General features: G+C 69.5%; 24 protein-coding genes. 10 read left to right on the forward strand and 14 right to left on the reverse strand.

The annotated features are described in order from the left end of the window. Positions 1-9: 9 nt before the first annotated feature. The 5 genes from ASF63_RS12525 to ASF63_RS12545 all read right to left on the reverse strand — a co-directional run bounded on the left by ASF63_RS12525 (position 10) and on the right by ASF63_RS12545 (position 5996). Positions 10-1431 (reverse strand): DUF6716 putative glycosyltransferase, encoded by a 1422-nt coding sequence (locus tag ASF63_RS12525; protein ID WP_056514317.1) that lies wholly within the window; start codon positions 1429-1431, stop codon positions 10-12. Positions 1432-1442: 11 nt separating this feature from the next. Beyond that, positions 1443-2315, reverse strand: coding sequence for an N-acetylneuraminate synthase family protein (locus ASF63_RS12530; protein ID WP_056514320.1), 873 nt, complete (start codon positions 2313-2315; stop codon positions 1443-1445). 85 nt (positions 2316-2400) lie between these two features. Continuing rightward, the gene (locus tag ASF63_RS12535; protein WP_056514936.1) at positions 2401-3606 is read right to left on the reverse strand and encodes an acylneuraminate cytidylyltransferase; all 1206 of its coding nucleotides are present in this window, start codon (positions 3604-3606) and stop codon (positions 2401-2403) included. A gap of 24 nt (positions 3607-3630) precedes the next feature. Continuing rightward, entirely contained in the window at positions 3631-4989 is a 1359-nt protein-coding gene (locus tag ASF63_RS12540) for a polysialyltransferase family glycosyltransferase (protein ID WP_056514325.1), read from the reverse strand. Next, entirely contained in the window at positions 4986-5996 is a 1011-nt protein-coding gene (locus ASF63_RS12545; protein ID WP_056514328.1) for a glycosyltransferase family 2 protein, read from the reverse strand. The genes ASF63_RS12540 and ASF63_RS12545 overlap by 4 nt, the downstream gene beginning before the upstream one ends. Before the next feature lie 47 nt (positions 5997-6043). Between ASF63_RS12545 and ASF63_RS12550 the strand changes: the two genes are divergently transcribed. After that, entirely contained in the window at positions 6044-7033 is a 990-nt protein-coding gene (locus tag ASF63_RS12550) for a hypothetical protein (RefSeq protein ID WP_056514331.1), read from the forward strand. Positions 7034-7070: 37 nt separating this feature from the next. Continuing rightward, a complete protein-coding gene (locus tag ASF63_RS12555) occupies positions 7071-7388 on the forward strand; it encodes a DUF4229 domain-containing protein (protein ID WP_056514333.1) in 318 nt (105 codons plus the stop codon). A gap of 45 nt (positions 7389-7433) precedes the next feature. On the opposite strand, the gene ASF63_RS12560 is transcribed toward ASF63_RS12555, so the two are convergent. From ASF63_RS12560 to ASF63_RS12580, 5 genes are read right to left on the reverse strand one after another with little or no spacing between them, the layout of a single operon-like run. After that, entirely contained in the window at positions 7434-8180 is a 747-nt protein-coding gene (locus ASF63_RS12560) for a hypothetical protein (protein ID WP_056514337.1), read from the reverse strand. Positions 8181-8205: 25 nt separating this feature from the next. After that, on the reverse strand, positions 8206-9183 hold the full coding sequence (locus ASF63_RS12565; protein ID WP_056514340.1) for a 1,4-dihydroxy-2-naphthoate polyprenyltransferase: 978 nt from the start codon (positions 9181-9183) through the stop codon (positions 8206-8208). 50 nt (positions 9184-9233) lie between these two features. After that, entirely contained in the window at positions 9234-9881 is a 648-nt protein-coding gene (locus tag ASF63_RS12570) for a dihydrofolate reductase family protein (RefSeq protein WP_200934024.1), read from the reverse strand. A 33-nt stretch (positions 9882-9914) separates the two neighbouring features. Continuing rightward, the gene (locus ASF63_RS12575) at positions 9915-10205 is read right to left on the reverse strand and encodes a DUF4287 domain-containing protein (RefSeq protein WP_056514344.1); all 291 of its coding nucleotides are present in this window, start codon (positions 10203-10205) and stop codon (positions 9915-9917) included. A gap of 43 nt (positions 10206-10248) precedes the next feature. Beyond that, complete coding sequence (locus ASF63_RS12580) at positions 10249-10611, reverse strand: cupin domain-containing protein (RefSeq protein ID WP_056514347.1); 363 nt, start codon at positions 10609-10611, stop codon at positions 10249-10251. 45 nt (positions 10612-10656) lie between these two features. On the opposite strand from ASF63_RS12580, the gene ASF63_RS12585 reads away from it, so the two are divergent. Then, the gene (locus ASF63_RS12585; RefSeq protein ID WP_235560785.1) at positions 10657-11700 is read left to right on the forward strand and encodes an ArsR/SmtB family transcription factor; all 1044 of its coding nucleotides are present in this window, start codon (positions 10657-10659) and stop codon (positions 11698-11700) included. A 16-nt stretch (positions 11701-11716) separates the two neighbouring features. Here ASF63_RS12585 and ASF63_RS12590 read toward each other — a convergent pair whose 3' ends face one another. Next, positions 11717-12181: an Lrp/AsnC family transcriptional regulator gene (locus ASF63_RS12590; RefSeq protein WP_056514350.1), complete on the reverse strand. Its 465-nt coding sequence runs from the start codon at positions 12179-12181 to the stop codon at positions 11717-11719. A 72-nt stretch (positions 12182-12253) separates the two neighbouring features. On the opposite strand from ASF63_RS12590, the gene ASF63_RS12595 reads away from it, so the two are divergent. Continuing rightward, a complete protein-coding gene (locus tag ASF63_RS12595) occupies positions 12254-13693 on the forward strand; it encodes a DUF6421 family protein (RefSeq protein WP_056514354.1) in 1440 nt (479 codons plus the stop codon). A 111-nt stretch (positions 13694-13804) separates the two neighbouring features. After that, positions 13805-14446, forward strand: coding sequence for an SDR family NAD(P)-dependent oxidoreductase (locus tag ASF63_RS12600; RefSeq protein ID WP_056514358.1), 642 nt, complete (start codon positions 13805-13807; stop codon positions 14444-14446). 58 nt (positions 14447-14504) lie between these two features. Here ASF63_RS12600 and ASF63_RS12605 read toward each other — a convergent pair whose 3' ends face one another. Next, on the reverse strand, positions 14505-16001 hold the full coding sequence (locus tag ASF63_RS12605; RefSeq protein WP_056514361.1) for an MFS transporter: 1497 nt from the start codon (positions 15999-16001) through the stop codon (positions 14505-14507). A gap of 89 nt (positions 16002-16090) precedes the next feature. On the opposite strand from ASF63_RS12605, the gene ASF63_RS12610 reads away from it, so the two are divergent. Continuing rightward, entirely contained in the window at positions 16091-17158 is a 1068-nt protein-coding gene (locus ASF63_RS12610) for a threonine aldolase family protein (protein ID WP_056514366.1), read from the forward strand. An 89-nt stretch (positions 17159-17247) separates the two neighbouring features. Here the strand turns inward: ASF63_RS12610 and ASF63_RS12615 are convergent, their stop codons facing one another. Further along, positions 17248-17850, reverse strand: coding sequence for a DUF4916 domain-containing protein (locus ASF63_RS12615; protein WP_056312995.1), 603 nt, complete (start codon positions 17848-17850; stop codon positions 17248-17250). 106 nt (positions 17851-17956) lie between these two features. Here ASF63_RS12615 and ASF63_RS12620 point away from each other — a divergent pair, with 106 nt between their 5' ends. The 3 genes from ASF63_RS12620 to ASF63_RS12630 all read left to right on the forward strand — a co-directional run bounded on the left by ASF63_RS12620 (position 17957) and on the right by ASF63_RS12630 (position 21270). Continuing rightward, positions 17957-18622: an alpha/beta hydrolase gene (locus tag ASF63_RS12620; RefSeq protein ID WP_056514367.1), complete on the forward strand. Its 666-nt coding sequence runs from the start codon at positions 17957-17959 to the stop codon at positions 18620-18622. Between the two features lie 287 nt (positions 18623-18909). Further along, positions 18910-20619, forward strand: coding sequence for an ABC-F family ATP-binding cassette domain-containing protein (locus ASF63_RS12625; protein WP_056514370.1), 1710 nt, complete (start codon positions 18910-18912; stop codon positions 20617-20619). Between the two features lie 33 nt (positions 20620-20652). Further along, on the forward strand, positions 20653-21270 hold the full coding sequence (locus tag ASF63_RS12630) for a hypothetical protein (RefSeq protein ID WP_157534324.1): 618 nt from the start codon (positions 20653-20655) through the stop codon (positions 21268-21270). 7 nt (positions 21271-21277) lie between these two features. On the opposite strand, the gene ASF63_RS12635 is transcribed toward ASF63_RS12630, so the two are convergent. Next, positions 21278-21688 carry a DUF6157 family protein gene (locus ASF63_RS12635; protein ID WP_056514374.1) on the reverse strand — a complete coding sequence of 137 codons (411 nt, stop codon included), beginning with the start codon at positions 21686-21688 and terminating at the stop codon, positions 21278-21280. Positions 21689-21757: 69 nt separating this feature from the next. Between ASF63_RS12635 and ASF63_RS12640 the strand changes: the two genes are divergently transcribed. Then, complete coding sequence (locus ASF63_RS12640) at positions 21758-26371, forward strand: ATP-dependent helicase (protein WP_056514377.1); 4614 nt, start codon at positions 21758-21760, stop codon at positions 26369-26371. The last annotated feature ends 15 nt before the right edge of the window (positions 26372-26386 follow it).

Raw genomic sequence — 26386 nt, forward strand, 5'->3', positions numbered from 1 at the left:
GACCGGCGCTCAGCGCCGGATCGAGTCGTGGAACGGGTTCGGCTCGAGCGTGAAGTCGGTGGCCGCATCCGCCCAGGTGCCGCCGTCGACCGGTGTCCGTCCGCGGCGGAGGGCTGCGATCGCCTTCGTCGCGGGAGCGCCGAAGGCCAGAGCGGCCGCACCGCTGAGCGTACGATCCTCCGAACCCAGCACGCTCGCGCGGTGCCACGCCTCGTGCATCGCCCCTCCCCGTGCGGCGGGCACTCGCCTGGCAGGCAGCGCGCCGGCCCGGCGCAGCGCGACGAGCTGTTCGACGTGCTCCCACCAGGTCGACTCCACCGAGGGATGGAAGTAGTTGTCGCGCAGCCAGTCGGGGTGCGGATGCCGGAAGCGGCCGGCCACGACCTCGCTGCGTCCGCCGAGCAGGCCGCTGCCGACGAAGACCGTGTTCAGCAGGCTCTTGCTCACCCCGAAAGAGTCGAGTGCGATCACCGGCACGCCGAGCGCCACCGCCTCGACAGCTGCGGTCGAGCTCACGGTGACGAGCCCCGCGGCCGTCGACAGCGCCCTGGCCATGGAGCCGTACGACACCACGAGGTTCTCGGGCAGCCGTGCCGGCAGCAGATCGAGGTACGGGTCGCGTTCGAGGTGGGTCTCGGACTCCCCCGGCCGTGAACGCAGCTTCACGACGACACGGCGGTCAGGGTCGGCCTCAGCCGCCCGCACGAGGGTCGCGGCGATCTCCGCACGCTCGTCCCGGCCGACCGGCACCAGCGCCTGCGCGGCGAACACGAGGTCGGTGGCCGGCATCCGCACCGGGCGGTCCTGCTGCGGCTCCGACGGTGTGGGCCGTTCGGCGAGGAGCGTTCCCGAGGTGCCGGCCGGGTCTGCCGCAAGGACGCGCACTCGATCATGCGCGAGCATCCGGGATCTCGACCGCGCGAACGGCAGGGTCGCGAGCGCAGTCGGCACCTGCACGCCGATCCGGCGGCCGAGCTCGGCGAAAGCCCGCTCCTCGCGATGCGAGTGCACGACGAGCAGGTCGGCGTGGCGGCGATACTCCAGGGCTCCGCGCTGGGCGGGGATCGCCATGCCGGGCAGCCCCGCCACGACGACCGGGCGACGGGTGAGGCCGTCGATCACCCTGCCCATCAGTCGCACGAACGGACCGCGGCCGGCGAGCAGCACGACGTCGGGTCGTTGACCCTCGAGCCACCCGGCAGCCTGCGCGAAGGCCACCCGGATGACGTTCTCGCCCAGCATGCCGGTGCCTGTCAGCGCCGTGCGCTGCTGCTCGACGCTGGCCGTCAGGGGCGTCTGCACCAGCAGCAGGTGCGAACGGATGCCCGGCACACTGCCGAGCAGCGACGCCGACCACTTCACGAACGAATCGGCGTCCGCGATCGCGACGACCCGCAGCGCACCCGATCCGCTCACGCCCGCACTGATCATGCCCGATCCACTCACGCCGAGATGCGACGCAGCTTCGCCATCGGCGCGCGCTCGCTGTCGAACACGCGCTTGACGCCGTCGCCGAGCGCCGTCTCGATCACGCGGATGTCGCGCACGAGGTGCTCGAGGCCGGTCGGCTCGAGCGAGGCCGCGTGGTCCGATCCCCACATGGTGCGGTCGAGGGTGATGTGACGCTCGACCGCGACGGCGCCGATCGCGACGGCCGCGAGCGAGATCTGCAGCCCGCGCTCGTGGCCCGAGTATCCGACCGGCACCCCGGGGTAGCGGTCGCGCAGCGTGGCGATCGCCCGGAGGTTGGCCTCTTCGGGCTCGAGCGGATACGTCGACGTGGCGTGCATGAGCACGACGCGGTCGGTGCCGAGAGTGGAGAGCGCTCGGTCGATCTGCTCGATCGTCGACATCCCGGTCGAGAGGATGATCGGCTTGCCGGTCTCGCGCAGCGCGACGAGCAGCTCGGTGTCGGTGAGGCTGGCCGAGGCGACCTTGTGCGCTGTGACGTTGAGGTCCTCGAGGAAGTCGACGCTGGGCACGTCCCACGGGGAGGCGAACCAGTCGAGTCCGAGCATCGTGGCATGGTCGCCGATCGCGATGTACTCGTCGCGGCCGAACTCGACGCGGCGGCGGTAGTCGAGGTAGCTCATGGTGCCCCACGGCGTCTCGCGAGGCACGTCGCGCATGTGCTCGGGGGTGGAGATCTCGGGCGTGCGCTTCTGGAACTTCACGGCGTCGGCACCCGCCTTCGCAGCGACGTCGATCAGACGCTTGGCGATGTCGACGTCGCCGTTGTGGTTGAGGCCGATCTCCGCGATGAGATAGGCGGGGTGACCGCCGCCGATCACGCGTGAGCCGATGCTGACAGTCATGGTTCCTCCGGTCGTCGAAATGGCCTTCTCCTCTGAGTACGCGCCGGGGATGAACACCTGGAGACCTGTCGGTTACCGGGGTCGGTCAGGCAGGCAACACCCGTTCGATCAGCTCGCGCACGGCCCCGTGCCCGCCCGTGCGCCCCAGAACGACGCGTGCCGCCTCGAGCACGAGCGGATGCGCGTTCGCGACCGCGATCGGCCAGCCGACGATGCGCAGCGCCGGCAGGTCGTTGACGTCGTTGCCGAGGTATGCGATCTCACCGAGCGGGATGCCGTTCTCCTCCGCCCATCCGCGCAGCGCCGACTCCTTGTCGTCGATGCCGTGCAGCACCGGCACGCGGAGCTTGTCGGCCCGCGCGCGTACGACCGGGTTCACCTCGGTCGAGAGGATCAGCATCGGGATGCCGGCACGACGCAGCAGCGACACCCCCATGCCGTCCTCCCGGCTGACCCGCACGCGCTCGACGCCGTCGGCGTCGACTGTCGCGGTGTCGTCGGTGTGCACCCCGTCGAAGTCGGTCACGATCGCCCGCACCGGAATCCGCTCGGGCGTCTCGTGCAGGGCAGCGAGCGCACGCGCGATCCGCAGCTGCTGCTCGTCGTCGATCTCGATTGCTGTCCATTCGGGCACCTCGGCGATGCGGATGCGTCCGAAGAAGCGGTGCTTCGCCTCACGGAAGCCGTCGGCGCGGAACACGTAGAACGCGCCCGTCTCGAGGAAGTGCGGCTCGCGATCCTGACGCCGCGGTCTGTGGGTCGCGTCGTGGTTCAGTGCCACGGCCGCCCCGGCATCAGCCTGCCCCGCGTCGGCCCGCGCCCACAGGAACCCGAAGGTCTCATGCGCCGAGAACACACTGTCTGCGCTGCCCGCGCGCACCTCGCGCACGGCGTCCGCGAGCACGCCGCTGGGGATGAACGGCGATGTCGCCTGCAGGAAGGCCACCACGTCGACCCCGTCACCCGACCTGTCGAGCTCGTCGAGCGCGTGCAGGATCGCGCTCTCGGATGACGCCGTGTCACCGGAGATCTCGGCGGGCCGCCGCACGACCCGCGCCCCGGCGGCCGCGCTCACCGCGGCGATCTCGTCGTCGTCGGTCGACACCACCACCAGGTCGACGCCGTCGGCTGCCTGCGCACTGCGCACGGCCCGCTCGATCAGCGGCACGCCGCCGACCCGTCGCACGTTCTTGCGCGGCACGCCCTTCGAGCCGCCCCGTGCCGGGATGATCGCGACCACCCGGGGTGCGGCGTCCTCGTGACCCTCTTCCGTGCTCGTGCTCGTGCTCATGTCCGTCTTCATGGTCGTCATCCCTCACCGTCCTCGCAGTGCGCGCCACGCGCGACCGATCCGTCGCCGCGCACCCAGCGCCGTCAGCCGCAGCTGTTCGACCCGACCGATTCCGCCGGCCGGGCGCAGCGCGCGGCGAACCACCGTCTCCGGCGGCGCACCCGGCAGACGCAGCTCGCCCAGCCGATCAGGAGCGAAGTACCTGTCGCGGTCGGAGGGCCGGATGCTCGTCAGCAGCTCCTCCGCACGCCCGCGCAGGTGTGCTGCGACGACCGGCTGCATCGCGTAGCCGACCGCGTCGATCAGCAGCTGCATCTGCTCGGGCTGCCGATACGGCGAGTCCCGCCGGGTGAGCGCATCGACGATGGTCGCGGGCACGCGGTTGCTGTTCTCATACGGGGTCAGCCGAGAGAGCACGGTGTCGGCGCCGACCGCCTCGATCTCCGTGCCGAACACCGCCTGCACCGTGGGCAGAGCGGTCGAGAACCCGGCGATGACGGCGCGCGCGTCGATCCGCTCGGCCAGCATCTCTGCGGCGAGCGCTCCGCGGTACTCGTGGAAGACGACCCCGCGCACCGCCGCTCGATCGCGCAGTGCATCGCTCAACCGAGGCGGTGCGGCAGGATGCGGCTTGAAGACGATGTGCGCGGGCCTGAGGTCCGCGGCCCGGTCGATCATGCCCACCTGCAGCGCCACTTCCTCGCTCTCGCTCACGAGCCCGAGCGCCGCCAGATACTGACCGAGGACGAGCACGGTCGACTCCCCCTCGAGCGCGCTGACGAGATCGGTCGTGTCATCCACTCCCGCTGCCGTCTCGGCGAGCACCGCGCGGAACAGGGCAGGAGAGACCGGCGCCGGCGTCGCGGTGGGTGCGCCGACCAGCGGCGTCACTCCGGGCACGACGTCGGCGTGCACGACGCGGCCGATCCGGGCGGTCACCGTGTGGGGCAGACGCACACGCATGGGCGAGTAGGTCATCAGCCCGTCGCCGATGATCGTGAGCCTGGCGTGCGGGAAGAGCATCATCAGAGTGCGAGCGGGGGCGACCTGCGGGCTCTGCACCAGCACCTCGAGGTCGTCGCCGTCGAGGCCCCAGGCACGCATGAACAGCCTGCGCAGCAGCGGCAGATCGGCGGCATCCGGCTTCCATGAGCTCGGATGCAGCGGACCGAGCAGCGCACTCAGATCCTCGACCCGGTCGAACCGATCCCGAAGACTCGCCAGCGCGGGGTCGGCGAGGATGCCCACCGACGTCTCCGGCACCCGCGACGAGACGAACGGCACGAGGATGCGCTCGCCGTGCTCTCCGAGGAGGCCTCCGTCGAGTGCGGCCGCGGCAGTGGCGAGTCCGTACGCGCTGTGCAGCGCGAAGAGCTGGGTCATGCGGCACGACCGACCGTGCGCAGCAGCGGGGCGAGCACGCGCCGCCGCGGGCCGTCGAGTCGCGCCAGCACCGCTGCAGACTCGGTCTCGGGCAGCCGTGCGAGCAGTCCGCGGATGCCCGCGCGCATCTCGGCGCGCAGAGACGGCGTCATCCGCCGTGCCCGCACGAGGTGCCGCGAGCTCAGCGCAAGCACGCTCCACACCGCCTTCGGCAGGAAGCGGTCGGCCTCGGCATCCGCTGCCACGATGTCGAGCACCTCGTCCATGGCCCGCACGAAGTCGAGCTGCCGCCGATCGCGCACCTGTGTGAGCGATGTCGACACCCCTCGGCGATAGAGGAGGGCCGGAGCATCGACCACCGCGAACGAGCGGGCCTGCAGGTGCAGGCGCCAGATCCACGGGCGATCCTCGGCGGTGAAGAGTCCGGGGGTGAACGCGGCGAGACCGTCGTCGATCAGCCGGCGGTGCAGCATGCCCGCCCACGCGAACGGGTAGTCGACCATGGTCGGCTCGTTCTCGGGCAGGATCGCCTCGCGCGGCGAGCCCACCCGCTCGCGCCACGGGTACGGGGCCGACACGAGGGTGCGCACGCCGGCCTTCACGGTCACGTGATCCGTGCGCACGAAGTCGCAGTCCAGGTCGCGCAGGCGACGCGTCAGCACGTCTAGCCGCTGCGGCTGCATCCAGTCGTCCCCGTCGAGGAAGCAGAAGGCGTCGCCCTCGACGTGCGCGAGTCCCTGGTTGCGGGCGCTCGCGAGCCCCTGGGGCTGCGGGTTCTCGATGACCGTCGAGTGCGGGAAACGCTCGGCGTAATGCCGCATCAGCGTGCCGGTGTCGTCGCGGGATCCGTCGTCGATCGCGACGAGCTTGAGCGCCGCCGGATCGTCGAACTGGCGGGTCAGCGTCTCGAGCGTCGTGCCGATGTACGCGCCCGCATCCTTGGCGGGCAGGATGACGGTGACGAGCGGTGTGCGCACAGAACTCCCCCGGGTCGACGGTCTCGGCATGCTCGCAGGCGATCGTTGCCGGTCGGGGACGCGAGGGTGAACGGGCGGTGACGCGATCGGATGCATCCGCTGAGCGCGGGTACGGCGGATTCGCGCCTCGCTCGGGGATCGGCGACGATGGGACCATGCTCTGGCCGTTCGGAACGACATGGCGCCCGGTGCGGCAGAAGCACCGCGGCACCGTCGACCTGCGTTGGCTGAGCGCCCGCACGTGGACGCGCCGCTGGTATCCGCAGGGCATCGACCTCGGACTGTGGCACGGTCGGCGCACCCTCGCCGTGAGCTGGTTCCGTCAACAGCTCGACGGGCACCACCTGGCCTCGCGGGTCGCGTTCGTCGACCTCGACCGGTCACGCCACCTCGACGTGCTGCTCGCCGTCGAGGAGGACGGCGAGCTGCAGCCCGCGCGGATCCACGCCGGGGGCCTTGCCTGGTTCGACGACCGCCTCTTCGTCGCAGCGACCGGCAAGGGCATCTGGGAGTTCGACCTCGCCCGCATCCGCCGCGTCCGAGGCGCGGACGCGCGACGCCTCGCCGGTGCCGGCGGTCGTGGCGTGCGCGCCACCGCACTCGTCGCGGTGCGCACCCGCGTGCATCCCGTCGACATCCGCTGCTCGTACCTCGGCCGCGTGTTCGACGACGACGGCACGCCGCTCCGCCGCGTCCTGATCGGCGAGTACACGAAGGACGACCAGGGGCGCGTCGCGGAGTTCTCCGTCCCGGAGTCCGACGACGACGCCTTCCACGAGGAGAGCCGCTTCACCCCCGGCATCCGCCACATGCAGGGCGCGGTGCGCTGGGGCGACCGGCACTTCATCTCGCAGTCCGACCGCATGCGCCCAGGAATCCTCTGGACCGGCAACCGTGACGAACTGGAACGCGACGAGATGCCACTTCCGGTCGGATGCGAGGACCTCGCCCTCGACCTCGACGCGAAGCTGCTGTGGTCTCTCGGGGAGCATCCGTGGCGTCGAGTTGTCAGGGGAATCCCGTTCGGCTCTCTCGGCCTCGGCGACGGACAGCGCTCGGACGGCTGACAGCAGACGCCTCAGGTCGCGAACGTAGACTGTCCGGGTGAAGAACCGCGCACCTTTCCTCGTCTACACCGTGCTCCGACTGCTGGCATTCCTCGTGCCGCTCGCGATCCTGTGGTTCTTCTTCCCGATCTTCCGCGAGTTCTGGTGGCTGGCCGCGATCTTCGCCGCCCTCATCGGCGTCAGCATCTCGATGCTCTTCCTGCGTGCACCGCTGACCGATGCGTCGGCGCGGCTGGTCGAGCGCCGGGGCGGACGCGGCGAGGCCGAGCAGGCCGACGCGGACGCCGAGGACGCGGCGATCGACGGTGCCGGTCACCCCGAGTCGGGCAGCACCGAGTCGACGCCGCGAGGCTGAGAACGAGATCGAGACCGAGAGGTCACGCGTGGCCGTCGTGCTCGGTCAACGACCGGCGGGCGCGACGAACATCTCCTCGATGATTGCGACGATCGACTCTCGATCATGATGGTCGAGCGCCGCGCACCGATCGATGATGGTTGCGACAGCGACGGGGTCGGCCCGCAAGCGGTCCGTCGGCCACCGCACGACGTTCTCCGATGTCGTGAGCAGGATCACTCGTCCCCGCGGGGAAGCGGCGAGGAGTGAGCTCCAACGCACGGTCTCGCACGCACCGAGAACGCGGACGGCCGTGACGCCGTCGGCGTTCACACGGATGTCGACGCGTCGGATGCTGCGCACGATGAGCCGCACTGCATACACGAGCCCGGCGAAGAGGAGGATCGCGAAGCCGCCGAAGAACCTCGGCAGGTCGAGACCGGGCGTGGTCCACACCACGACGAAGAGGACCGACGCTGCGGCGAGCGCGACGAAGAAGAGGACCGCGAGTGCGACCGCGCCGCGGTAGGTGCGGAACATCACACCATCGGATTCGATATCCGCGACGACATGGCCTTCACCCCACGACGGCGCGCGCCCGTCGAGCACACGCTCCAGCACACCCGCACCCACCATGGCGGCGACGAACGCGTAGAGCGCCGGTTGCCCGGACGCCACGACGACCGCGAGTCCCACGAGCAGCAGTAGACCGAGCGCGACCACCGCCCAGGTCGGAGCCTGAGGGGGAGGTTTCTGCTGCTCCTGGCGCCGCGCCCGTGCGACGAAGCCGTCGATCCTGCGGGATGTCTCCATGCGCGAGCCCGTCGGTTCGACTGGCTCAGCCGGCAAGCGCCCAGAAGAACGCGCCGGCGTAGAGCAGCGCGGTCAGCGAGGTCAGCGCCAGCGCGATGACCAGTTCCTTCGCCTGACGGTACGTCCAGACGATCAGGATCGCCGGGAGCCCCGAGAGCAGCGCCAGCAGTCCGATCCAGGCGATCGGGTACAGCAGCGCGATGAACGCCAGGATGCCGAAGGGCGCCAGCACGAACAGCGTGAACAGCACCTGCGTCGCGCGCTTTCCGATCAGGACCGTCAGGGTGCGCTTGCCGACCAGACGGTCCTGGTCGATGTCGCGCAGATTGTTGGCGAGCAGCACGGCGCACGCGAACAGCCCTGCGGCGATGGCTCCGAGCCAGGCCTGCTGCGGCAGCGTGAAGGCCTGCACCCAGGTGGTGCCGAGGGTCGCGACGAGCCCGAAGAAGATGAAGACGAAGACCTCGCCGAGAGCGTTGTAACCGTAGGGCCTCTTGCCGCCGGTGTAGAACCAGGCGGCGATGATGCAGGCAGCGCCGATCGCCAGCATCCACCACTGCTCCGTGCGGATGACGATCGCGACGCCGACCGCCGCGGCGAGGGCGAAGAACACGAGCGCCGCGATCAGCACGGTGCGAGGCTTCACTCGACCCGACGCCGTGAGGCGGGCAGGGCCGACGCGCACGGCGTCCGTGCCGCGGATGCCGTCGCTGTAGTCGTTCGCGAAGTTGACGCCGATCTGCAGCAGCACCGCGACCGCGAGGCAGGCGAGGGCGATGACCCAGTGGAACTCCGGCCCCGTGCTGCGCGCGGCACCGGTGCCGATCACGACCGGCGCGATCGCGAGAGGAAGGGTGCGCACTCGGGCGGCGCCGATCCAGTCGCCGACCGTGACAGGGCCCGCCTCGATGACGGGTCGCTGGGCCGGGTTGCCGCTCGCCCGCTTCGCGGGGTTGCCGCTCACACGGGTCGGATTCTTCTTGCGCTTCGAGGATGCTGCCACGCAGGGAATCCTACTGGGGCAGGCGATGGACGCCTGCGCGGTTGTGGCCGTCAGTCGCGACGGAACGTCAGGTGCGTGACGCCGGACTCGGCGACCTCCGACTCGACGTCGTAACCGTTCTCGATGCCTCGGAGGCCGTCCCAGATGCGCTCTCCGCTGCCCAGCACGAGCGGAGCGACGGCGAGGTGCACCCGGTCGACCAGCCCCGCGCGGAGGAACTGCCGCACGACGTCGATGCCGCCGCCGATGCGCACGTCGTCGCTGCCCGCCGCATCGATCGCACGCGGCAGGATCTCTTCCGGCGCCGCATCGACGAAGTGGAAGACCGTGCCGTTCGCGAACTCGATCGGGTCGCGGCGGGTGTGCGTGAGCACGAAGACCGGCACATGGAAGGGCGGCTCGTCGCCCCACCATCCGCGCCACTGCGGGTCATCCGGATTCTGGTGCAGACCGAACATGCCCGCGCCCATGATCTCGGCGCCGATGCCTTCGAAGTAGGCGTGGGCGTACTTCTCGTCGATCCCCGTCGTGCCGGCGCCGGAGTCGTCGCCCAGCACACGGGTGCGGAACGTGCGCGTGGCGGCGTACGCCGCGACCAGACGCGGCCAGTCGTCACCGAACGGCTTCTCGGGAGTCTGATCGGTGGTGGTCGCGAACCCGTCGAGGGAGACGTTGAGATCGACGCGGACAGCCATGATGGTCTCTTTTCTGCAGGTGCCGGATGATTCGGGTCAGGCGTTCGGGTTGCTGTCCTTGCCGTCGAGCCAGAGCGTGTCGGACGCATCGCCGTGCGCACCGCCCTTGCCGACGTGCTTGTCGCTGATCTTCGGCCCCTTGAGGATCACGTGCACCATCGCCTGGGCATGGCCGTGACCGAGGCTGTACTCCCCCTTGAGCCAGTTGAGCACGACCGTCGACTTCGTGGTCGCGTCGAACCCCTGCTCCTTGGCGAGCTCGATGAACTGCCGTGGGGTGAGGCCGGTCTGGGTCTCGACCTTGTCGAGGTATGCCTGGAAGGACATGGATGCTCCTGAATATGTCGGTGTGGGTGCGGGTGCGGGTGCGTCAATCGTCGGAGAGGAAGGTCTGGATGATCGTGGCCGACGCGTGGATGCCGATGAGGCGCAGTGTCCCTTCGCCGACGTTCGTGAAGCAGTGTGGCACGAAAGCGGGACCCGTCGCGGTGTCGCCCGCGGTCGCGACGAGCGTCTCGTCGCCGACTGTGATGCGCGCCGTGCCCTCGAGCACCACCCAGGTCTCGGGGTATGGATGCCAGTGCAGCCCGGGGCCTTCACCCGGCTGGTTCTCGACGTAGAAGTACGAGATCCCCGCACCGTGCTCGGCACCGACGAACCTGCGGCTTCGGCCCGTGCCGATGCGGATGTCCGCTGCGGCGACGGCTTCGAGCGCTGCGCGAGTGATGTTCATGAGCCCAGTCTCGACAGGCGTGACGCCTCGTCCTAGAGTTTCGATGTGGATCGAAACATATCTTTCGAGCGGGCGGATTCACCGGTCGAGGGCGTCGAGCATCCGGGCCACCGAGTCGAGTTCCATCTGAGCCCTGGTGACATCCAGGCCGTCAGGTTCGGGATCTCCCCCGGCCACGAGCTCGCCCATGCAGTGCGCATTCTGCTGCGCCCCGAGCAGCATCCGCTGCAGTGGGGATGGCTGCGCGCCGTGCGGGATCGGCTGCCGCGTGAGAGCTTCCGACTGCTCGCCGCCGTGATCGGCGATGACGGCTACCTGCCGGACTTCCTCACCACGACGCCACGGTGGGACATGACCCCGGATGCCGAGCTCGCAGCGCTCCGAGATGCCGCCCTCGATCCGATGCGGGTCGATCTCGGCAAGATGGTGCTCCGCTCGTCCGGATCGCGTCAGCAGGCGCTGCGGGAGATGCAGGAGCATCCGGCTCGAGCCCGCGAGATGATCGCGACCGCATGGTCAGAGGTGTGGGACGCCGCTCTCGCGCCGGTGTGGCCGCAGATCGAGCGGCTCCTGCGTGCCGATGTATCCGTGCGAGCGCGCGTCATCGCGACGTCCGGCATCGCGGGGATGTCCGGAGCTCTGCATTCCACGGTGAGCTGGGGCGACGGAGCCGTGCGGGTCTCGCTGCGCAGACACAGCGAGCAGGTCGACTGCCGCGGCAGCGGGCTCGTGCTCGTCCCCTCGGTCATGTCGTCGTGGGGATGCATGGTGCTCACCGAGCCGCCGGCGCAGCCGACGCTCTTCTACCCGGCGCGGGGCGTGACCTCGGGCTGGGCGCGCGACGCCCAGGAGATCGCCGACGCGCTCGGCGCCCTGCTCGGCCCCGTCCGCGCATCGATCCTGCTCGCTGCCGGCGCTGAGCGCACCACGTCACAGGCGGCGCAGGATGCGGGGATCGCCGTGTCTACGGCATCCCATCACCTCAGGGTCCTCCGCGATGCGGGGCTCGTCTCGAGCGAACGCGACGGCGCCAGCATGATGCATCTGCGCACCCCTCTCGGCGAGGCGATGGTCGGCGCGCTGCTGTAGCAGCCGGGCGCCCCTGCTACTCGGATGACTCCGGTGCGACGGCGATGATCGGTCGGTGCTCATAGTAGGTCTGCAGCACGACCGTGGTGCGGGTGCTCACGTTCGCGGCCAGGCGGATGTCGCGCACGAGCTCTTCGAGCGCGCGGGGCGAGGCGACGCGCACGAACAGCATGTAGCTCGCGTCGCCGGCGATCGAGTGGCACGCCTCGATCGCGTCGAGGTGCTCGAGGAGTTCTGGCGCGTTGTCGGGCTGGGCGGGGTCGAGAGGGGTGATCTCGATGAACGCCGAGAGCGGGGTGCCGACCAGTTCGGGGTCGAGGATCGCGCGGTATCCGGTGATGACCCCGCGGGTCTCGAGGCGGCGGAGTCGCGACTGCACCGCCGACACCGACAGGCCCACGGCATCCGACAACTGCGACAGCGTCGCCCGGCCGTCTCGAGAGATCGCGGCCAGGATCGCGCGGTCGACAGAATCATCCATGGATGTAAGATTATCGTCAGGATTCCGTATATGCCGGAATCTTTCCGTCAAACTCTCCGATCGGAGGTCCCGATGTCCATCATTTCCGCCCACAGCACCGCTGTTCAGGCCATCGTCGGCGAACCCGAGGTCGTCGAGGACGCATCGATCGCCGAGCAGAGCGCCGCCTGGGCGCAGCTCAAGGACGCCGCTGTCGCGATCCGCGAGATGCAGATCAAGGACGGCTCCATCCCGGATGCCGCGCACCACGCCGCCGCACGTGAGCTCGTCGCCGCGATCACCGCCGGCATCCGTGCTCTCGCCCCTGCCTTCCCGCACGACGCCGAGTACCTCACCGCCTCCGTGGTCGACTTCGACCGCTGGGTCTCAGAGGGCTTCGGCGTGCCGGACTTCCTCGACTCGCTCATGGCCTTCCAGCCGCAGCAGCACCGTGTCGATGGCATCCGCCACCTGGTCGTCTTCCCGATGTACACGCAGAACGGGTCGAACGATCGCCTCGTCGAGGCGCTCATCGTCGAGACGATCTGGCCGGAGTTCATCGCCACCCTCGAGGCCGGCGACTACGGCAACAAGCTGTTCGTCTCGCTGCGCCTGGTCGATTTCACCCCCGGCTACGACACCAACTCGGCCGTACTTTTCCCCGAGACGGTCGCCATGCGCGAGATCCCGTCGTTCACCTGGGGCGCGATCTTCCAGGATCGCGAGGCCGCCCGCTACCGCCGGGTCACCCGTGCCGCCGCCGCGATCACCAACCTCGAGCTGCCTGAGCGCGCGAGCGCGATGCTCGACGACCAGCAGGTGGCCGAGAAGACCTTCGTCATGTGGGACATCATCCACGACCGCACCCACATGCGCGGCGACCTGCCCTTCGACCCGTTCATGATCAAGCAGCGGATGCCGTTCTTCCTCTACTCGCTCGAGGAGATGCGCTGCGACATGACGGCGTTCCGCGAGTCGGTGAACATCGAGCGCGCCCTCGCTGCCCGCATCGACGCGGGTGAGCAGCTCACCGCGACCGAGCAGGAGATGCACGACTACGCGCACCTCGTGCAGTACGCGGTGATCTTCGACCGGATCTTCCGCTTCTCGATCACCGGCACCCGCACGCGCAACTACGACGCCGTCGGCGGACAGCTGCTGTTCGCCTGGCTGCACCAGCGTGGAGTGCTGCACTGGACAGACACCGCTCTCGCATTCGACTGGGACAACGTGCCGGATGCCGTCGTGGCTCTGGGCGACGCGATCGATGACCTGTACTGGCACTCGATCGACCGCCCGAAGGTCGCTCACTGGCTCGCCGCGTACGAGCTCGTGCGCGGAACGCTCACGCCGCACCCGGCATCGCAGTGGGCTCGGGGTCTGCCGGACGAGATCCTCGCCGGCGCGCCGAAGGGGTACACCGATGCCGTGATGGACGACGAGTTCCCGCTGTCGATGTTCTTCGAGACCCTCGACAAGAAGATGAAGACGGTCATCGAGTCGACCGTCGGCATCCGAGGCACCGACGACTGACTCGAATCGCGCATTTCTGGGGTCTGGTCGTGTGGTGCGACCGGACGCAGCGTCTGCGGCCATTCCTGCCCGGGGTGGCCGCAGAACTGTTTCTTCACGAGAGTTGAGCACATGACCGTCACGGATCGCACGATCGTCCTCGCCGGAGCCACCAGCGACTCCGGCCTCGCCCTCGCACGGGCCCTCGTCGACGCGGGTGCGAAGGTGGTGGCGACGGGCCGATCGGCCGAACGTCTGGAACCGCTGCGAGCGATCGGCGCCGAGGTCGAGGTGACCGATGCCGCCTCCCTCGAGTCGATGACGGAGCTGGCCGCGCGGCTGGGCCCCGTCGACGCCGTGATCCCGCTGGTCGGCGGATGGCGCGGTGGCGGCGGGCTCGCCGGACAGACCGATGCCGACTTCGCCGCCCTCCTTCCCGCCCTCGAGGCGATCAGGGCGACCAGCCGGGCGTTCGACAGCGCGCTGCGCGCCTCGGATGCCGGCCGTTTCGCGATCGTGTCATCGACCGCGGCGGGCCGCCCTCTCGCGGGTGGCGCGAACTATGCGGCCGTGAAGGCGGCGAGCGAAGCCTGGACCCGCGCGGTCGCGCAGGGCTTCGCGAAGGCCGCACGGGATGCCGCGGAGCCGCTGCGCGCGGCATCCGTCGTCTTCCGAGCGAAGGCTCTCGATCCGGCATCCCTCGTGCCGAAAGTCCTGGCGCTCTGGGATGCCGACGCCGCCGACCTCAACGACCAGGTCATCACGCTCGACTGAATTCGTCGGGCACGACCGACAGCACCGGACGCCGTCAGCGACCCCGTCAGCGTCGCCGTCAGCGTCGCGCTTCCGGTATCTCGGGTGGCAGACCGCGCACCGGCGGCGGAGACTCCACGAGCCGCCCGTCTTCGTTGTGCGGGTCCACATCGGAGGCCTGGGCGCCTGCATCCACATCGTCGTCCGGATCGGTCGGCACCGTCTCACCTGCGTCCTGCGCCGGATCCTGCGCCGGATCCTGCTCCGGCGCGTTCGCGTAGAGCTCGGTGAGCTTGCGGTACGACTTCGTGAAGAACGCCCGTGTTCCGGCGATCACCATGACGATGCCGGCGAACAGGCAGATCAGGGCGATGCCCCGGGCCTCTCCCTCGCCGAGCAGCCACTCCCACTGCCGCTGACCGGCGTCGGTTCTCATGTACGGGATGATCAGGAACTCGGCGATCGGCGCGATCAGGAACGCCGTGATCGGTGCGGCGGCGGCCTCCATCGCTGCGGCCACCCCGAACACGCGGCCCTGACGGTCGTAACGGACGACCTTCTGGATGATCGTCTGCTCGGCAGCCTCGGCGGGCGGCACGAGCGCCATGTACAGCCACATGCCTATGACGTAGAGCGGCCACCACTCGCGCAGCATGAAGACCGAGCCGAGGATGCCCATGGCGATCACGACGAGCAACAGGGTGCGCATGGGCTTCGCGCCGAGACCGAACTTCGCGACCAGGCCGCCGCCGATCAGGAAGCCCGTCGAGGAGAACGCGAGAGCGAAGCCCCACATCTGGGCGTCGAACAGGGTGAGGCCGTACGGATCCATCAGCGCCATGTAGACGCCGCCGATGAGGTTGTTGAAGGTCGAGAAGATGATGAGCGCGAAAAGCCCCGGTGCGAGCCGGATGGCCTTCACGCTGCCGCGGAAGTCGAGCGCGCTCGTGGCGTCGGGGTCGGGCTTGGGTGCGCCCTCGGGGATGCGGATGAAGAGCAGGTGCACGAACGTGAGCACCATGGCGCCGATGGCGATCGCGAGCGTCCATCCCATGCCGAGGAAGCCGATCGACAGGCCGGAGAACACGCTCGTCACGAGGAACGCAAGGCCCTGCACGGTGCCGACGAGGCCGTTGGCGTTCGCCCGCCTGTCTTCGGGTACCAGCAACGTGACGGTGGTCGAGAGCGCGATGTTGCGCAGCTGCTCGATGACGCCGCCGAACAGGATGACGGCCGAGAACACCCAGAACCACGGACCGCCGAGGTCGAGCAGCGCCGCCTCGGGCTGCCAGACGTAGAGAACACCGGCGACCAGGAAGGCGACGGCCGAGATGACGCTGGAGAGCAGCATCACCGTGTGCTTGCGGTTTCGGTCGACGATCGTGCCGAAGATCATCGCGAAGAAGGCGATGAACAGCATGTACGCGCCACCGATGACACCGGTCGCGAGCACTGACTGCGTCTCGATGTACACCCAGAACGTGAGGGCGAACCACAGGAAGCTCGTCGTCACGTTCGCGATGAGCGTGTTGACGAGGACGTTCGCGAAGGCGGTCTTCGCTGCGGTGCGCTCCATGAGTTCGAGGGTAGGCGGAGCATCCGACATTCGGTAGAGCGCGTCCCGATCTGCGGACTCGGCCCCGCATCCGCCCGTAGGCTTGTGCGGTGACTATTCAGCATGACCCCGCGGTCCGCGGCTTCGCGAGCGACAACTATTCCGGCGTCCACCCCGAGGTCCTCGCGGCCATCGCAGCGGCGAACGGCGGCCACCAGGTCGCGTACGGCGAGGATGCCTACACCGAGCGGCTGCAGGAGGTCTTCCGCGCGCACTTCGGCGAGGGCGTCCACGCCTTCCCGGTGTTCAACGGCACCGGCGCCAACGTCACCGGGCTCCAGTCGATGCTCCCCCGGTGGGGCGCGGTGATCGCAGCATCATCCGCGCACATCAACGTCGACGAAGGCGGTGCACCCGAGAAGATCGGCGGCTTCAAGATCCTCGCCGTGCCGACGGATGACGGCAAGCTCACCCCTGAGCTCGTCGACCGCGAGGCCTGGGGCTGGGGCGATGAGCACCGCGCGCAGCCGCTCGTGGTCTCGATCACGCAGTCGACCGAGCTCGGCACCCTGTACTCGGTCGACGAGATCCGTGCACTGGCCGACCACGCGCACGAGCGCGGGATGACGCTGCACCTCGACGGCGCGCGCATCTCGAACGCCGCCGCCGCCCTCGACGTGCCGCTGCGCGCCTTCACCCGCGACGCCGGCGTCGACGTGCTGAGCTTCGGGGGCACCAAGAACGGCGCCATGCTCGGAGAGGCCATCGTGGTTCTGAACCCCGAGGCGTCGAACGGCCTGCAGTACTCGCGCAAGTTCAACATGCAGCTGTCGTCGAAGATGCGCTTCGTGTCGGCGCAGCTGATCGCGCTGCTCGAGGGCGACCTGTGGCTGCGCAATGCTCAGCATGCGAACGCGATGGCCCAGCGTCTGCGCGGCACCATCGAGGCCGGCATCGCCGACGGCGCGATCAACGGCGTCTCGTTCACGCAGCCGACCCAGGCGAACGGCGTCTTCGCCCAGCTCCCCGAGGGCGTTGCCGACCAGCTGCGCGAGTCGTTCCGCTTCTACGACTGGGATGCCGCACGCAACGAGGTCCGCTGGATGTGCGGGTTCGACACCGAGGAGTCCGACGTCGACGAGTTCGTCGCCGAACTCGCCCGTCTCACCTCGCGCTGAGAATCCGGTCACGGCGCCTGCGACATACGAAGAGACCCACCGTCAGAAGTCGTGACGGTGGGTCTCTCGCGTATGACGTGGATCGGCCGCTAGCGAAGCAGCCCGAGGTTGGCGAGCGCCAGACGGATGAGCGTGCCCCGACCGCCCTCCATCTCGGCGGCCACCGCGTCGGACCCTGCGGCCTCCGCCGAGAACCAGGTGACCTCGAGCGCATCCTGACGGGGCTCGCAGGTGCCCGTCACGGGGACCACGAACGCCAGCGAGACGGCATGCTGCCGGTCGTCGTGGTAGGCGCTGACGCCGGGGATCGGGAAGTACTCGGCGACCGTGAACGGCAGCGGCTGCGGCGGCAGCAGCGGGAACGCCATGGGCCCGAGGTCGTTCTCGACGTGGCGGAACAGCGCGTCGCGGATCGTCTCTCCGAATCGCACGCGCCCCGACACGATCGTGCGCGTCATCTCGCCCATCGGGGTGGAGCGCAGCAGGATGCCGATCTCGGTCACCTGCCCTGATCCGTCGGTGCGCACCGGGATCGCCTCGACGTAGAGCATCGGCAGATGACGACGCGCCTCTTCGAGCTCGAACTCGCTCAGCCAACCGGGGTTCGTGTCTCGCGCAGGGGGCTGAGCGGCGCCGAAGCCCTCGATCCCGTCGTCGGGCTCTGGGTCGGGATCAGGTGTGCGGACGGCCATGTGTCCTTTCTACCAGCCGCACCTTCGGCCCGACACTGACTTGACATCCCGCACCGGCATACGATTCGTCAGGCCGACCGGGCGCGTGTCCGAGCCCGCTGGCAGGATGGGGCAGGTGAGCGAAGAACTGACGATCGACGGCACCCTCACCCGCTGGTCCACCGCAGATCGGGCGGGGATGCCGCTGCTGGTGCTGCTGCACGGCTATGGAGCAGACGAGCACGACCTCTTCGGGCTGACGCCCTATCTGCCGGAGGGCGTCGCCGTGGCATCCGTCGCCGCCCCTCTCTCACCCCCCTGGCCGATGCCCGGCCGCTCCTGGTACGCGATCGAGGGACTCGACGGACGCAGCTCGGACTCGGTGACCGCCGCCGCCGAGGCCTTCCTCCGCTGGCTCGACGAGGCCGCGGCGGATGCTCCAGCCGTGGCGCTCCTCGGATTCTCGCAGGGCGCGGCCGTCGCCCTCCAGGCCATGCGCCTCGACCCCGAGCGGGTCGACACCGTCGTGGCACTCAGCGGATACGTCGCCTCGGGAGAGCTGCCGAACGACGAGGCACTGACCGAGCGGAAGCCTCACGTGTTCTGGGGTCGGGGCACGAACGACCAGGTGATCCCCGAAGCCCGCGTCGCGCACACCGCGCAATGGCTTCCTGCACACTCGGAGCTGTCGGGGCGCGTCTACACCGGACTCACGCACAGCATCTCGGAAGACGAGCTCGGCGACGTGCACGCCTTCCTCACGAAGTGGCTAGGCCGCAAAGCAAAGAGCTGAGCCGCAAAGCGAAGAGCTGAGCTGCACCTCGGAGCGATCAGAACCGCGACACGCCCGGGGTTGCGAAACTCCGACACGCCCGGGTATCGTCGTGGAGTCCTGTCCGCCGTGTCTGGAAGTCCTTTGATCTGATCCGTCGCCTCCGCGCTCATTCTTTCGCGCGCTGACCCGACGATCGCCGACTCCACGGCAGACCATCGCCCGCTGTCCTTCGCGACGGCATCCCCGCTCAGACGGGGCCCTGGGCGACCGGTGTCAGTGCACCCTCGCACTCGACAGGAGACACCATGTCAGTCCCCACTCTTCACTCCTCGGTCACTCTCGACCGTCTCACGTTCACCTGGCCGGACGGCACGACCGCGCTCGACGCCGTGTCCGGATCCTTCGGCACCGGTCGCACCGGACTCGTCGGTCGCAACGGTGCAGGCAAGTCCACGCTGCTGCGGCTCATGGCGGGCGAGCTGACCCCGACCTCGGGTTTCCTCACGGCGACCGGCGAGGTGGCCTATCTGCCGCAGCAGCTCACGCTCGACGTCGATCGCAGGGTCGCCGATCTCCTCGGAGTCGCCGTGCCCCTGGACGCCGTCAGGGCGATCGGTGCCGGCGACGTCGATCAGGTGCACTTCGATGCAGTCGGCGACGACTGGGACATCGAGGCACGCGCCGAGATGTCCCTGGCCGAAGCGGGCCTCTCTCCCGAGTTCCTCGACCGCAGGGTCGGCGAGCTGTCCGGCGGAGAGGCAGTGCTCGTCGCGATCGCCGGCATCCGCCTGCGCCGCGCCCCGATCACACTGCTCGACGAGCCGACCAACAACCTCGACCGCGACGCCCGCGCGAAGCTGGCGACGATGGTGAGGTCCTGGAAGGGCACGCTGATCGTGGTCAGCCATGATCTGACACTGCTCGAACTCATGGACGACACCGCCGAGCTCTACGCCCAGACACTGAGCGTCTTCGGCGGACCGTACTCCGAATGGCGCTCCTGGTTGGATGCCGAGCAGGAGGCGGCGAGGCAGGCCGAGGTCACCGCGAAGCAGGAGTTCCGCAAGGAGAAGCGTCAGCGCATCGAGGCTGAAGTGAAGCTCGCCCACCGAGCCCGCACGGCGAAGAAGGCCGAGATCGAGAAGCGCGTGCCGAAGATCATCGCCCACGGCCGCAAGATGGCGGCCGAGGTGTCGGCGGGAAGGCTCCGCACAGAGGTCGGCGCGAAGGAGGATGCCGCTCGCACCGCTCTCGACGAGGCCGGGCGACGCCTGCGATCCGACGCGTCGATGAAGATCGAGCTGCCCGATCCGCAGGTGTCCCGGAGTCGCCGCATCGCGATGATCGGCGACGGCGAACGGTCGTGGGTCATCCAGGGCCCCGATCGTGTCGCGCTGATCGGGCGCAACGGCGCCGGCAAGACGACGTTGCTCGAACGGCTCGTGGCGGATGCCGCCAGCGTTCACGATTCAGCACAGATGCCGCCGATCCGCGCGTATGGCGGCACGGAGGGTGCCCTCGAGGAATCCCTGCTGAATACGGAACAGCCGGCGACCAGCATGGAACGACCGGTGCTGACCGCGACAGCTCTCACCGATCGCATCGGCTACCTGCCGCAGCGCGTCGACGGGCTCGACGAGAACCGATCGGTGTTCGAGAACATCGCGGATGCCGCGCCGCAGGTGCCCGAGAAGGAGCTTCGCAACCGACTCGCGCGGTTCCTGATCAGAGGCGCCACCGCCGAGAGGCCGGTCGCCGCGCTGTCCGGCGGCGAGCGCTTCCGGGCGGCTCTGGCGAAGCTGCTGCTCTCGGATCCGGCGCCGCATCTCGTGGTGCTCGACGAGCCGACGAACAACCTCGACATCGACACCGTCGATCAGCTCGTCGAGGCGTTGCGCGCCTACCGCGGGGCGGTGCTCGTCGTGAGTCACGACGACGCGTTCCTCGCCAGGCTCGATCTGGACCTCACGCTCGAGATCCAGTCGGACGGCTCGCTCGCGGCGGCGACCCACTGAGGTCGGGCACCGTGCCCACGCCATAATGTTCTCGTGTCAGAGAACCCGACAGCGCCTTCGCTCAGTCCGCAGGAGCGAGGTGTGTTCAAGGCGCGCCTCGCGGCCGACCCACTCGACCATGAGGCACGTCTCGGCCTCGTCACCTGGTACCGCGGAGTTGGTCACGGCGATCAGGCGGGTCGGTATGCGATCGCGGTCGATGGCCTCGCGACTCAAGACGAGATTCGCCAGTACTCGTCGTTGCTGCGCGGCTTGGGCGCTGACGACGAACGGATGCGAGAGCTCAGTCGCCTGCCGGAGGATCCGGCGGTCGAGGCGCGAGTGTCCGAGATGTTGACGTCAGTCCTTGCGCCGACACCCACACGATTCGCCGACATCGTCGACAACATCACCGCGATCGTATGGGTGATCTGCGGGATCTCGGTCGTGATCACGCTGATCACGACTTTCGTGGCCACTCTTCGCGGCGAACCCTCGGCCCCCGAGATCGCTTCGACGTGGGCCGCGATCACGTTGTTGTCGGCGGCAGTCGCGGCCGGCCTCGGGGCGATCGGGCTCGCGGCCGGAAGGTCTCCTATCGCCGCGGCAGTGTTCGCCGTCGTGTGTGCCCTGGCCGCGTGGGGTGCGCTCGCACTGCTCCCCCTCGCCTGACGTCCTGTCAGGCCCGCCGACTTCGCATCGCCCGCGTGTGAGCGATCGCGGGGTCGGCGGCCAACTCTGCGTAGTCCTCGGAGTCGCGAGACACGAGTGCGACCCGCCCCTCGCCGTCGTGGGCGATGCCCCAGCCGTAGCGCTTGCCCAACGGGGACGAGCGCAGGCATGGCTGCCCCTTCGAGAAGAACGTCTCTCGGGCCGCCGCGTCGTCGGGATCGAGTCCGTTCCGCAGCGCATGGGTCGTGAAGATCACGTCGTCGGAGGTGTGGGCATACGGATGCTCCGCGATCAAGCGGTAGTGGAGGGCCGCGATCGTCGGCTTCTCGCCTACCGGCGGCTCTTCGGCGTGGTCGACGGGGCAGTCCTCTGCGACCTCGATGAAGGTGCTCACGTAGTTGGTGGTGTGCGCTGCCATGCCTACAGCATGCCCTCGCCCTCCGACAATGGCGACGCCGATGTCGGTGGCTCGGGTGATGATGGAGGGATGAGCGACGTGCTCGACCGCTTCACCCCTGCCACGCAAGACTGGTTCCGGGGTGCCTTTCCCGCACCCACTCCCGCTCAGGCCGGAGCCTGGAACGCGATCTCGGCGGGCAAGCATGCGCTCGTCGTCGCCCCCACGGGGTCGGGCAAGACCCTCTCGGCGTTCCTCTGGGCCATCGACAGCGTCTTCCGCGAGCGCACGGCGAGCATCGAGCGCGCGGGGAAGAACGAGAAGAGGGAGCGGAAGCCTGCGCGCGAGAAAGACGGCTCCCGCACTCGCATCCTCTATATCTCGCCGCTGAAGGCGCTCGGCGTCGACGTCGAGCGCAATCTGCGGTCCCCTCTCATCGGCATCGGGCAGTCCGCGCGGCGCCTCGGCGTCGAGGCCCCGGCGGTGACGGTCGGCGTGCGTTCGGGCGATACGACCTCGAGCGATCGCCGCAAGCTCGTGGCCGATCCCCCCGACATCCTCATCACGACCCCCGAGTCGCTCTACCTGATGCTCACGAGCCGCGCGGGCGAGACCCTGCGCGACGTGCACACGGTCATCATCGACGAGGTGCACGCGGTCGCCGCGACCAAACGAGGGGCCCACCTCGCGGTGAGCCTCGAACGACTCGACGCACTGCGCCGCATTCATGGCCACGAAGCCGCTGCACAGCGCATCGGCCTGTCGGCGACGGTGCGCCCGATCGACGAGGTCGCGCGATTCCTCGGCGGCGCGGCCCCTGTCGAGATCGTCGCCCCACCCGCATCGAAGACCTTCGAGCTCGGCGTCGTCGTGCCGATGGACGACATGACGAACCCGCCGCCGCCTCCCGGCGCGCCGAAGGATGCCGGAGATGCCGCCGACGCCGAGTACACCGAGGTCACCGGCTCCGTGTGGCCGCACGTGGAGGAGGCGATCGTCGATCGCATCCTCCAGAACAAGTCGACCATCGTGTTCTCGAACTCGCGCCGCCTCGCCGAGCGTCTCACCGGACGACTGAACGAGATCTACTCCGAGCGCATCGGCGTCGCGCTTCCCGAGGCATCGGTGCCCGCCGCCATGATGGCCCAGGCCGGCGCAACGGCCGGTGCCGACCCCGTGCTCGCCAAGGCCCACCACGGCTCGGTGTCGAAGGAGCAGCGCGCCCAGGTCGAGGAGGAACTCAAATCCGGCGTGCTGCGCTGCGTCGTCGCGACGAGCAGTCTCGAGCTCGGCATCGACATGGGTGCGGTCGATCTGGTGATCCAGGTCGAGGCCCCGCCGTCTGCGGCCTCCGGGCTGCAGCGCGTCGGACGAGCGGGCCACCAGGTCGGTGAGATCAGCCGCGCGGCGCTCTTCCCCAAGCACCGCGGCGACGTACTGCACACCGCGATCGTCACCGAGCGGATGCTGGCGGGCAAGATCGAGGCGATCCAGGTGCCTCGCAATCCGCTCGACATCCTCGCCCAGCAGACCGTCGCGGCCAGCGCGCTCGGCGAGATCGGCGTCGAGGAGTGGTTCGAGACCGTGCGGTGCTCCGCACCCTTCCAGTCCCTCCCCCGGTCGGCGTACGAAGCGACTCTCGACCTGCTCGCGGGGCGCTTTCCCTCTGACGAGTTCGCCGAACTGCGCCCGCGTCTCGTGTGGGACAGAGATGCCGGCACCCTCACCGGACGCCCCGGCGCACAGCGCATCGCCGTCACAAGCGGTGGCACGATCCCCGACCGCGGCCTGTTCGGGGTGTTCGTGGCCGGCGAGTCCACCGGCGCCCGTGTCGGCGAGCTCGACGAGGAGATGGTCTACGAGTCCCGCGTCGGCGACGTCTTCACGCTCGGCACGACGAGCTGGCGGATCGCCGAGATCACTCACGACAGGGTCAACGTCATCCCCGCCTACGGGCAGCCGGGCAAAGTGCCGTTCTGGCATGGCGACGGAATCGGCCGTCCGTTCGAGCTCGGAGAGGCCCTCGGCAAGTTCTCGAGAGAGGTGTCGGCGGCGACCCCCGAGAAGGCGGCGCAGCGGCTGATCGAGGCCGGACTCGACGAGCAGGCGCGGATGAACCTGATGGCGCACCTGACCGAGCAGCGCGAGGCGACGGGAACACTGCCGACCGACCGCACTCTCACGGTCGAACGCGGCCACGACGAGGTCGGCGACTGGCGGGTCATCCTGCATTCCCCATACGGCATGAAGGTGCACGCGCCCTGGGCTCTGGCGATCAACGCGCGCATCCGCGAGCGCCTCGGCGTCGAGGGGTCGGCCGTGGCGAGCGACGACGGAATCATCGTGCGCATCCCGGATGCCGAGGCCGAGCCGCCCGGCGCCGAGCTGTTCGTGTTCGACCCCGACGAGCTCGAGCAGCTGGTCACCCAGGAGGTCGGCGGCTCGGCGCTCTTCGCCTCCCGGTTCCGCGAGTGCGCCGCCCGAGCGCTGCTGATGCCGCGCATGAACCCCAACAAGCGCACACCGCTCTGGCAGCAGCGGCAGCGATCCGCGCAGCTGCTCGAGGTGGCGAGACGGCATCCGACCTTCCCGGTGATCCTCGAGACGCTCCGCGAGGTGCTGCAGGACGTCTATGATCTTCCGTCGCTGCGCAAGCTCGCGGTGTCGATCGCCGACCGCCGCATCCGACTGATCGAGACCCAGCCGTCGCAGCCCTCGCCCTACGCACGCGACCTGCTGTTCGGCTACGTGGGCGCGTTCATGTACGAGGGCGATTCTCCGCTCGCCGAACGCCGTGCGGCCGCACTGTCGGTCGACCCCGCGCTTCTCGGCGAGCTGCTCGGCACGGTCGAGCTGCGCGAGCTCCTCGACCCCGACGTCATCGCCCAGTTCGAGCGCGAGGCGCAGCGGCTCGACCCCGAGCGGCGCGCTCGCGGACTCGAGGGCGTCGCCGACCTGCTGCGGATGCTCGGGCCCATGGACGCGGCCGAGATCGACGCAAGGCTCGATCCCGAGACGGGTTCGGGCTCCGACCACCTCGACGCGCTGATCGCCGCACGACGCGCGATCCCGGTCACGGTCGCCGGTACCACCAGGGTCGCCGCGATCGAAGACGCCGGCCGTCTGCGCGATGCGCTCGGTGCGGCGCTGCCCACCGGCATTCCGGTCGCGTTCCTCGAACCGCTCGCCGACCCGCTCGGCGACCTGGTCGCCCGCTACGCGCGCACGCACGGTCCGTTCACGACGGATGCCGTCGCTGCGCGCTTCGGGCTCGGCGCCGCCGTCGCCCGCCACACCCTCCAACGACTCGAGCACTCGGGCCGCCTCACCAGCGGCTACTTCCTTCCCGAGGCCTCGGGCTCCGGCAACGAGACCGAATGGTGCGACACCGAGGTGCTGCGCCGCCTGCGGATGCGGTCGCTCGCCGCTATCCGCGGCAGCGTCGAACCCGTATCACCGGAGGCGTACGCGCGTTTCCTCCCCGACTGGCAGCATCTGGGGCGTCCGCTGGAGGGACTCGACGGAGTCCTTGCCGTGATCGAGCAGTTCGCCGGCGTTCCGATCCCCGCCAGTGCCTGGGAGTCCCTCGTTCTGCCGTCACGCGTGCGCGATTACTCGCCCGCACTGCTCGATGAGCTGACCGCCGCAGGCGAGGTCATCTGGTCGGGCCACGGCACCCTGCCCGGTCGTGACGGCTGGGTATCGCTGCACCCCGCAGATCTCGCGCCCTTCACCCTTCCCGAACCCGACGACGAGATCGCCGCCGACTCTCTCGAGGCGCGCGTGCTCACGGCGCTCGAGGCGGGTGGCGCCTACTTCGCGTCGCAGTTGAAGGAGATGGCCGCCGCCGAGAACGAGCAGTCCGTCCTCGAAGCGCTGTGGGCGCTCACCTGGGCAGGACGAGTGACGAACGACACTTTCGCCCCGATCCGGTCGCTGCTCGCCGGAGGGTCGCAGGCGCATCGGGTCACGCGGCGGGCCCCGCGTACGCGCGCCTACCGGGGCATGTCGCTCGCCCGCACAGCACCGCGCGCGTCCTCGATCGGCGGACGCTGGTCGCTGCTCCCCTCCGTCGAGACGGATGCTGCGCGCCGAGCCACCGTCACCGCGGGTCTGCTTCTCGACCGCTACGGCGTCGTCACGCGCGGAGCCGTGCAGGCCGAGGGCGTACCCGGCGGCTTCGCCCAGACGTATCGGGTGCTCGCCGGTTTCGAGGAGGCGGGGCACTGCCGGCGCGGCTACGTGATCGAGCGACTCGGGGCGGCGCAGTTCGCGGCATCCGCCACGGTCGACCGTCTTCGCACCTTCGCCGGCCTCGCGGATCCTCCTCCGCGCAAGGCGGTCACACTCGCCGCGACCGACCCCGCCAACCCCTACGGCGCCGCGCTCGGATGGCCCAAGCGCGACGACGTGTCGCACCGCCCCGGCCGAAAGGCGGGCGGCCTGGTCGTGCTCGTCGACGGATCACTCGTCCTCTATCTCGAACGCGGCGGGCGCACGGTGCTGTGCTTCACCGACGACGCCGAAGTGCTGCGGGCGGCTGCGACGGACCTGGCCACGACCGCCCGCGCACGACGTCTCGACACCCTCACGGTCGAGAAGGTCAACGGCGAAGGCGTCTACGGCACCGATCTCGCGCTGGCGCTGCAGGAGGCCGGGTTCGTGGCGACGCCTCGCGGCTACACGCTTCGCAAGGCGATCTGACGGTGCGCGTGGCGC

Source organism: Microbacterium sp. Leaf320 (genome assembly GCF_001423485.1).
GTDB lineage: Bacteria > Actinomycetota > Actinomycetes > Actinomycetales > Microbacteriaceae > Microbacterium.

Coding starts and splice junctions, on each gene's coding strand:
- ASF63_RS12525 (WP_056514317.1), bottom strand. CDS start 1,431: ATGATCAGTGCGGGCGTGAGCGGATCGGGTGCGCTGCGGGTCGTCGCG.
- ASF63_RS12530 (WP_056514320.1), bottom strand. CDS start 2,315: ATGACTGTCAGCATCGGCTCACGCGTGATCGGCGGCGGTCACCCCGCC.
- ASF63_RS12535 (WP_056514936.1), bottom strand. CDS start 3,606: ATGAGCACGAGCACGAGCACGGAAGAGGGTCACGAGGACGCCGCACCC.
- ASF63_RS12540 (WP_056514325.1), bottom strand. CDS start 4,989: ATGACCCAGCTCTTCGCGCTGCACAGCGCGTACGGACTCGCCACTGCC.
- ASF63_RS12545 (WP_056514328.1), bottom strand. CDS start 5,996: ATGCCGAGACCGTCGACCCGGGGGAGTTCTGTGCGCACACCGCTCGTC.
- ASF63_RS12560 (WP_056514337.1), bottom strand. CDS start 8,180: ATGGAGACATCCCGCAGGATCGACGGCTTCGTCGCACGGGCGCGGCGC.
- ASF63_RS12575 (WP_056514344.1), bottom strand. CDS start 10,205: ATGTCCTTCCAGGCATACCTCGACAAGGTCGAGACCCAGACCGGCCTC.
- ASF63_RS12580 (WP_056514347.1), bottom strand. CDS start 10,611: ATGAACATCACTCGCGCAGCGCTCGAAGCCGTCGCCGCAGCGGACATC.
- ASF63_RS12590 (WP_056514350.1), bottom strand. CDS start 12,181: ATGGATGATTCTGTCGACCGCGCGATCCTGGCCGCGATCTCTCGAGAC.
- ASF63_RS12595 (WP_056514354.1), top strand. CDS start 12,254: ATGTCCATCATTTCCGCCCACAGCACCGCTGTTCAGGCCATCGTCGGC.
- ASF63_RS12600 (WP_056514358.1), top strand. CDS start 13,805: ATGACCGTCACGGATCGCACGATCGTCCTCGCCGGAGCCACCAGCGAC.
- ASF63_RS12605 (WP_056514361.1), bottom strand. CDS start 16,001: ATGGAGCGCACCGCAGCGAAGACCGCCTTCGCGAACGTCCTCGTCAAC.
- ASF63_RS12615 (WP_056312995.1), bottom strand. CDS start 17,850: ATGGCCGTCCGCACACCTGATCCCGACCCAGAGCCCGACGACGGGATC.
- ASF63_RS12620 (WP_056514367.1), top strand. CDS start 17,957: ATGGGGCAGGTGAGCGAAGAACTGACGATCGACGGCACCCTCACCCGC.
- ASF63_RS12625 (WP_056514370.1), top strand. CDS start 18,910: ATGTCAGTCCCCACTCTTCACTCCTCGGTCACTCTCGACCGTCTCACG.
- ASF63_RS12635 (WP_056514374.1), bottom strand. CDS start 21,688: ATGGCAGCGCACACCACCAACTACGTGAGCACCTTCATCGAGGTCGCA.
- ASF63_RS12640 (WP_056514377.1), top strand. CDS start 21,758: ATGAGCGACGTGCTCGACCGCTTCACCCCTGCCACGCAAGACTGGTTC.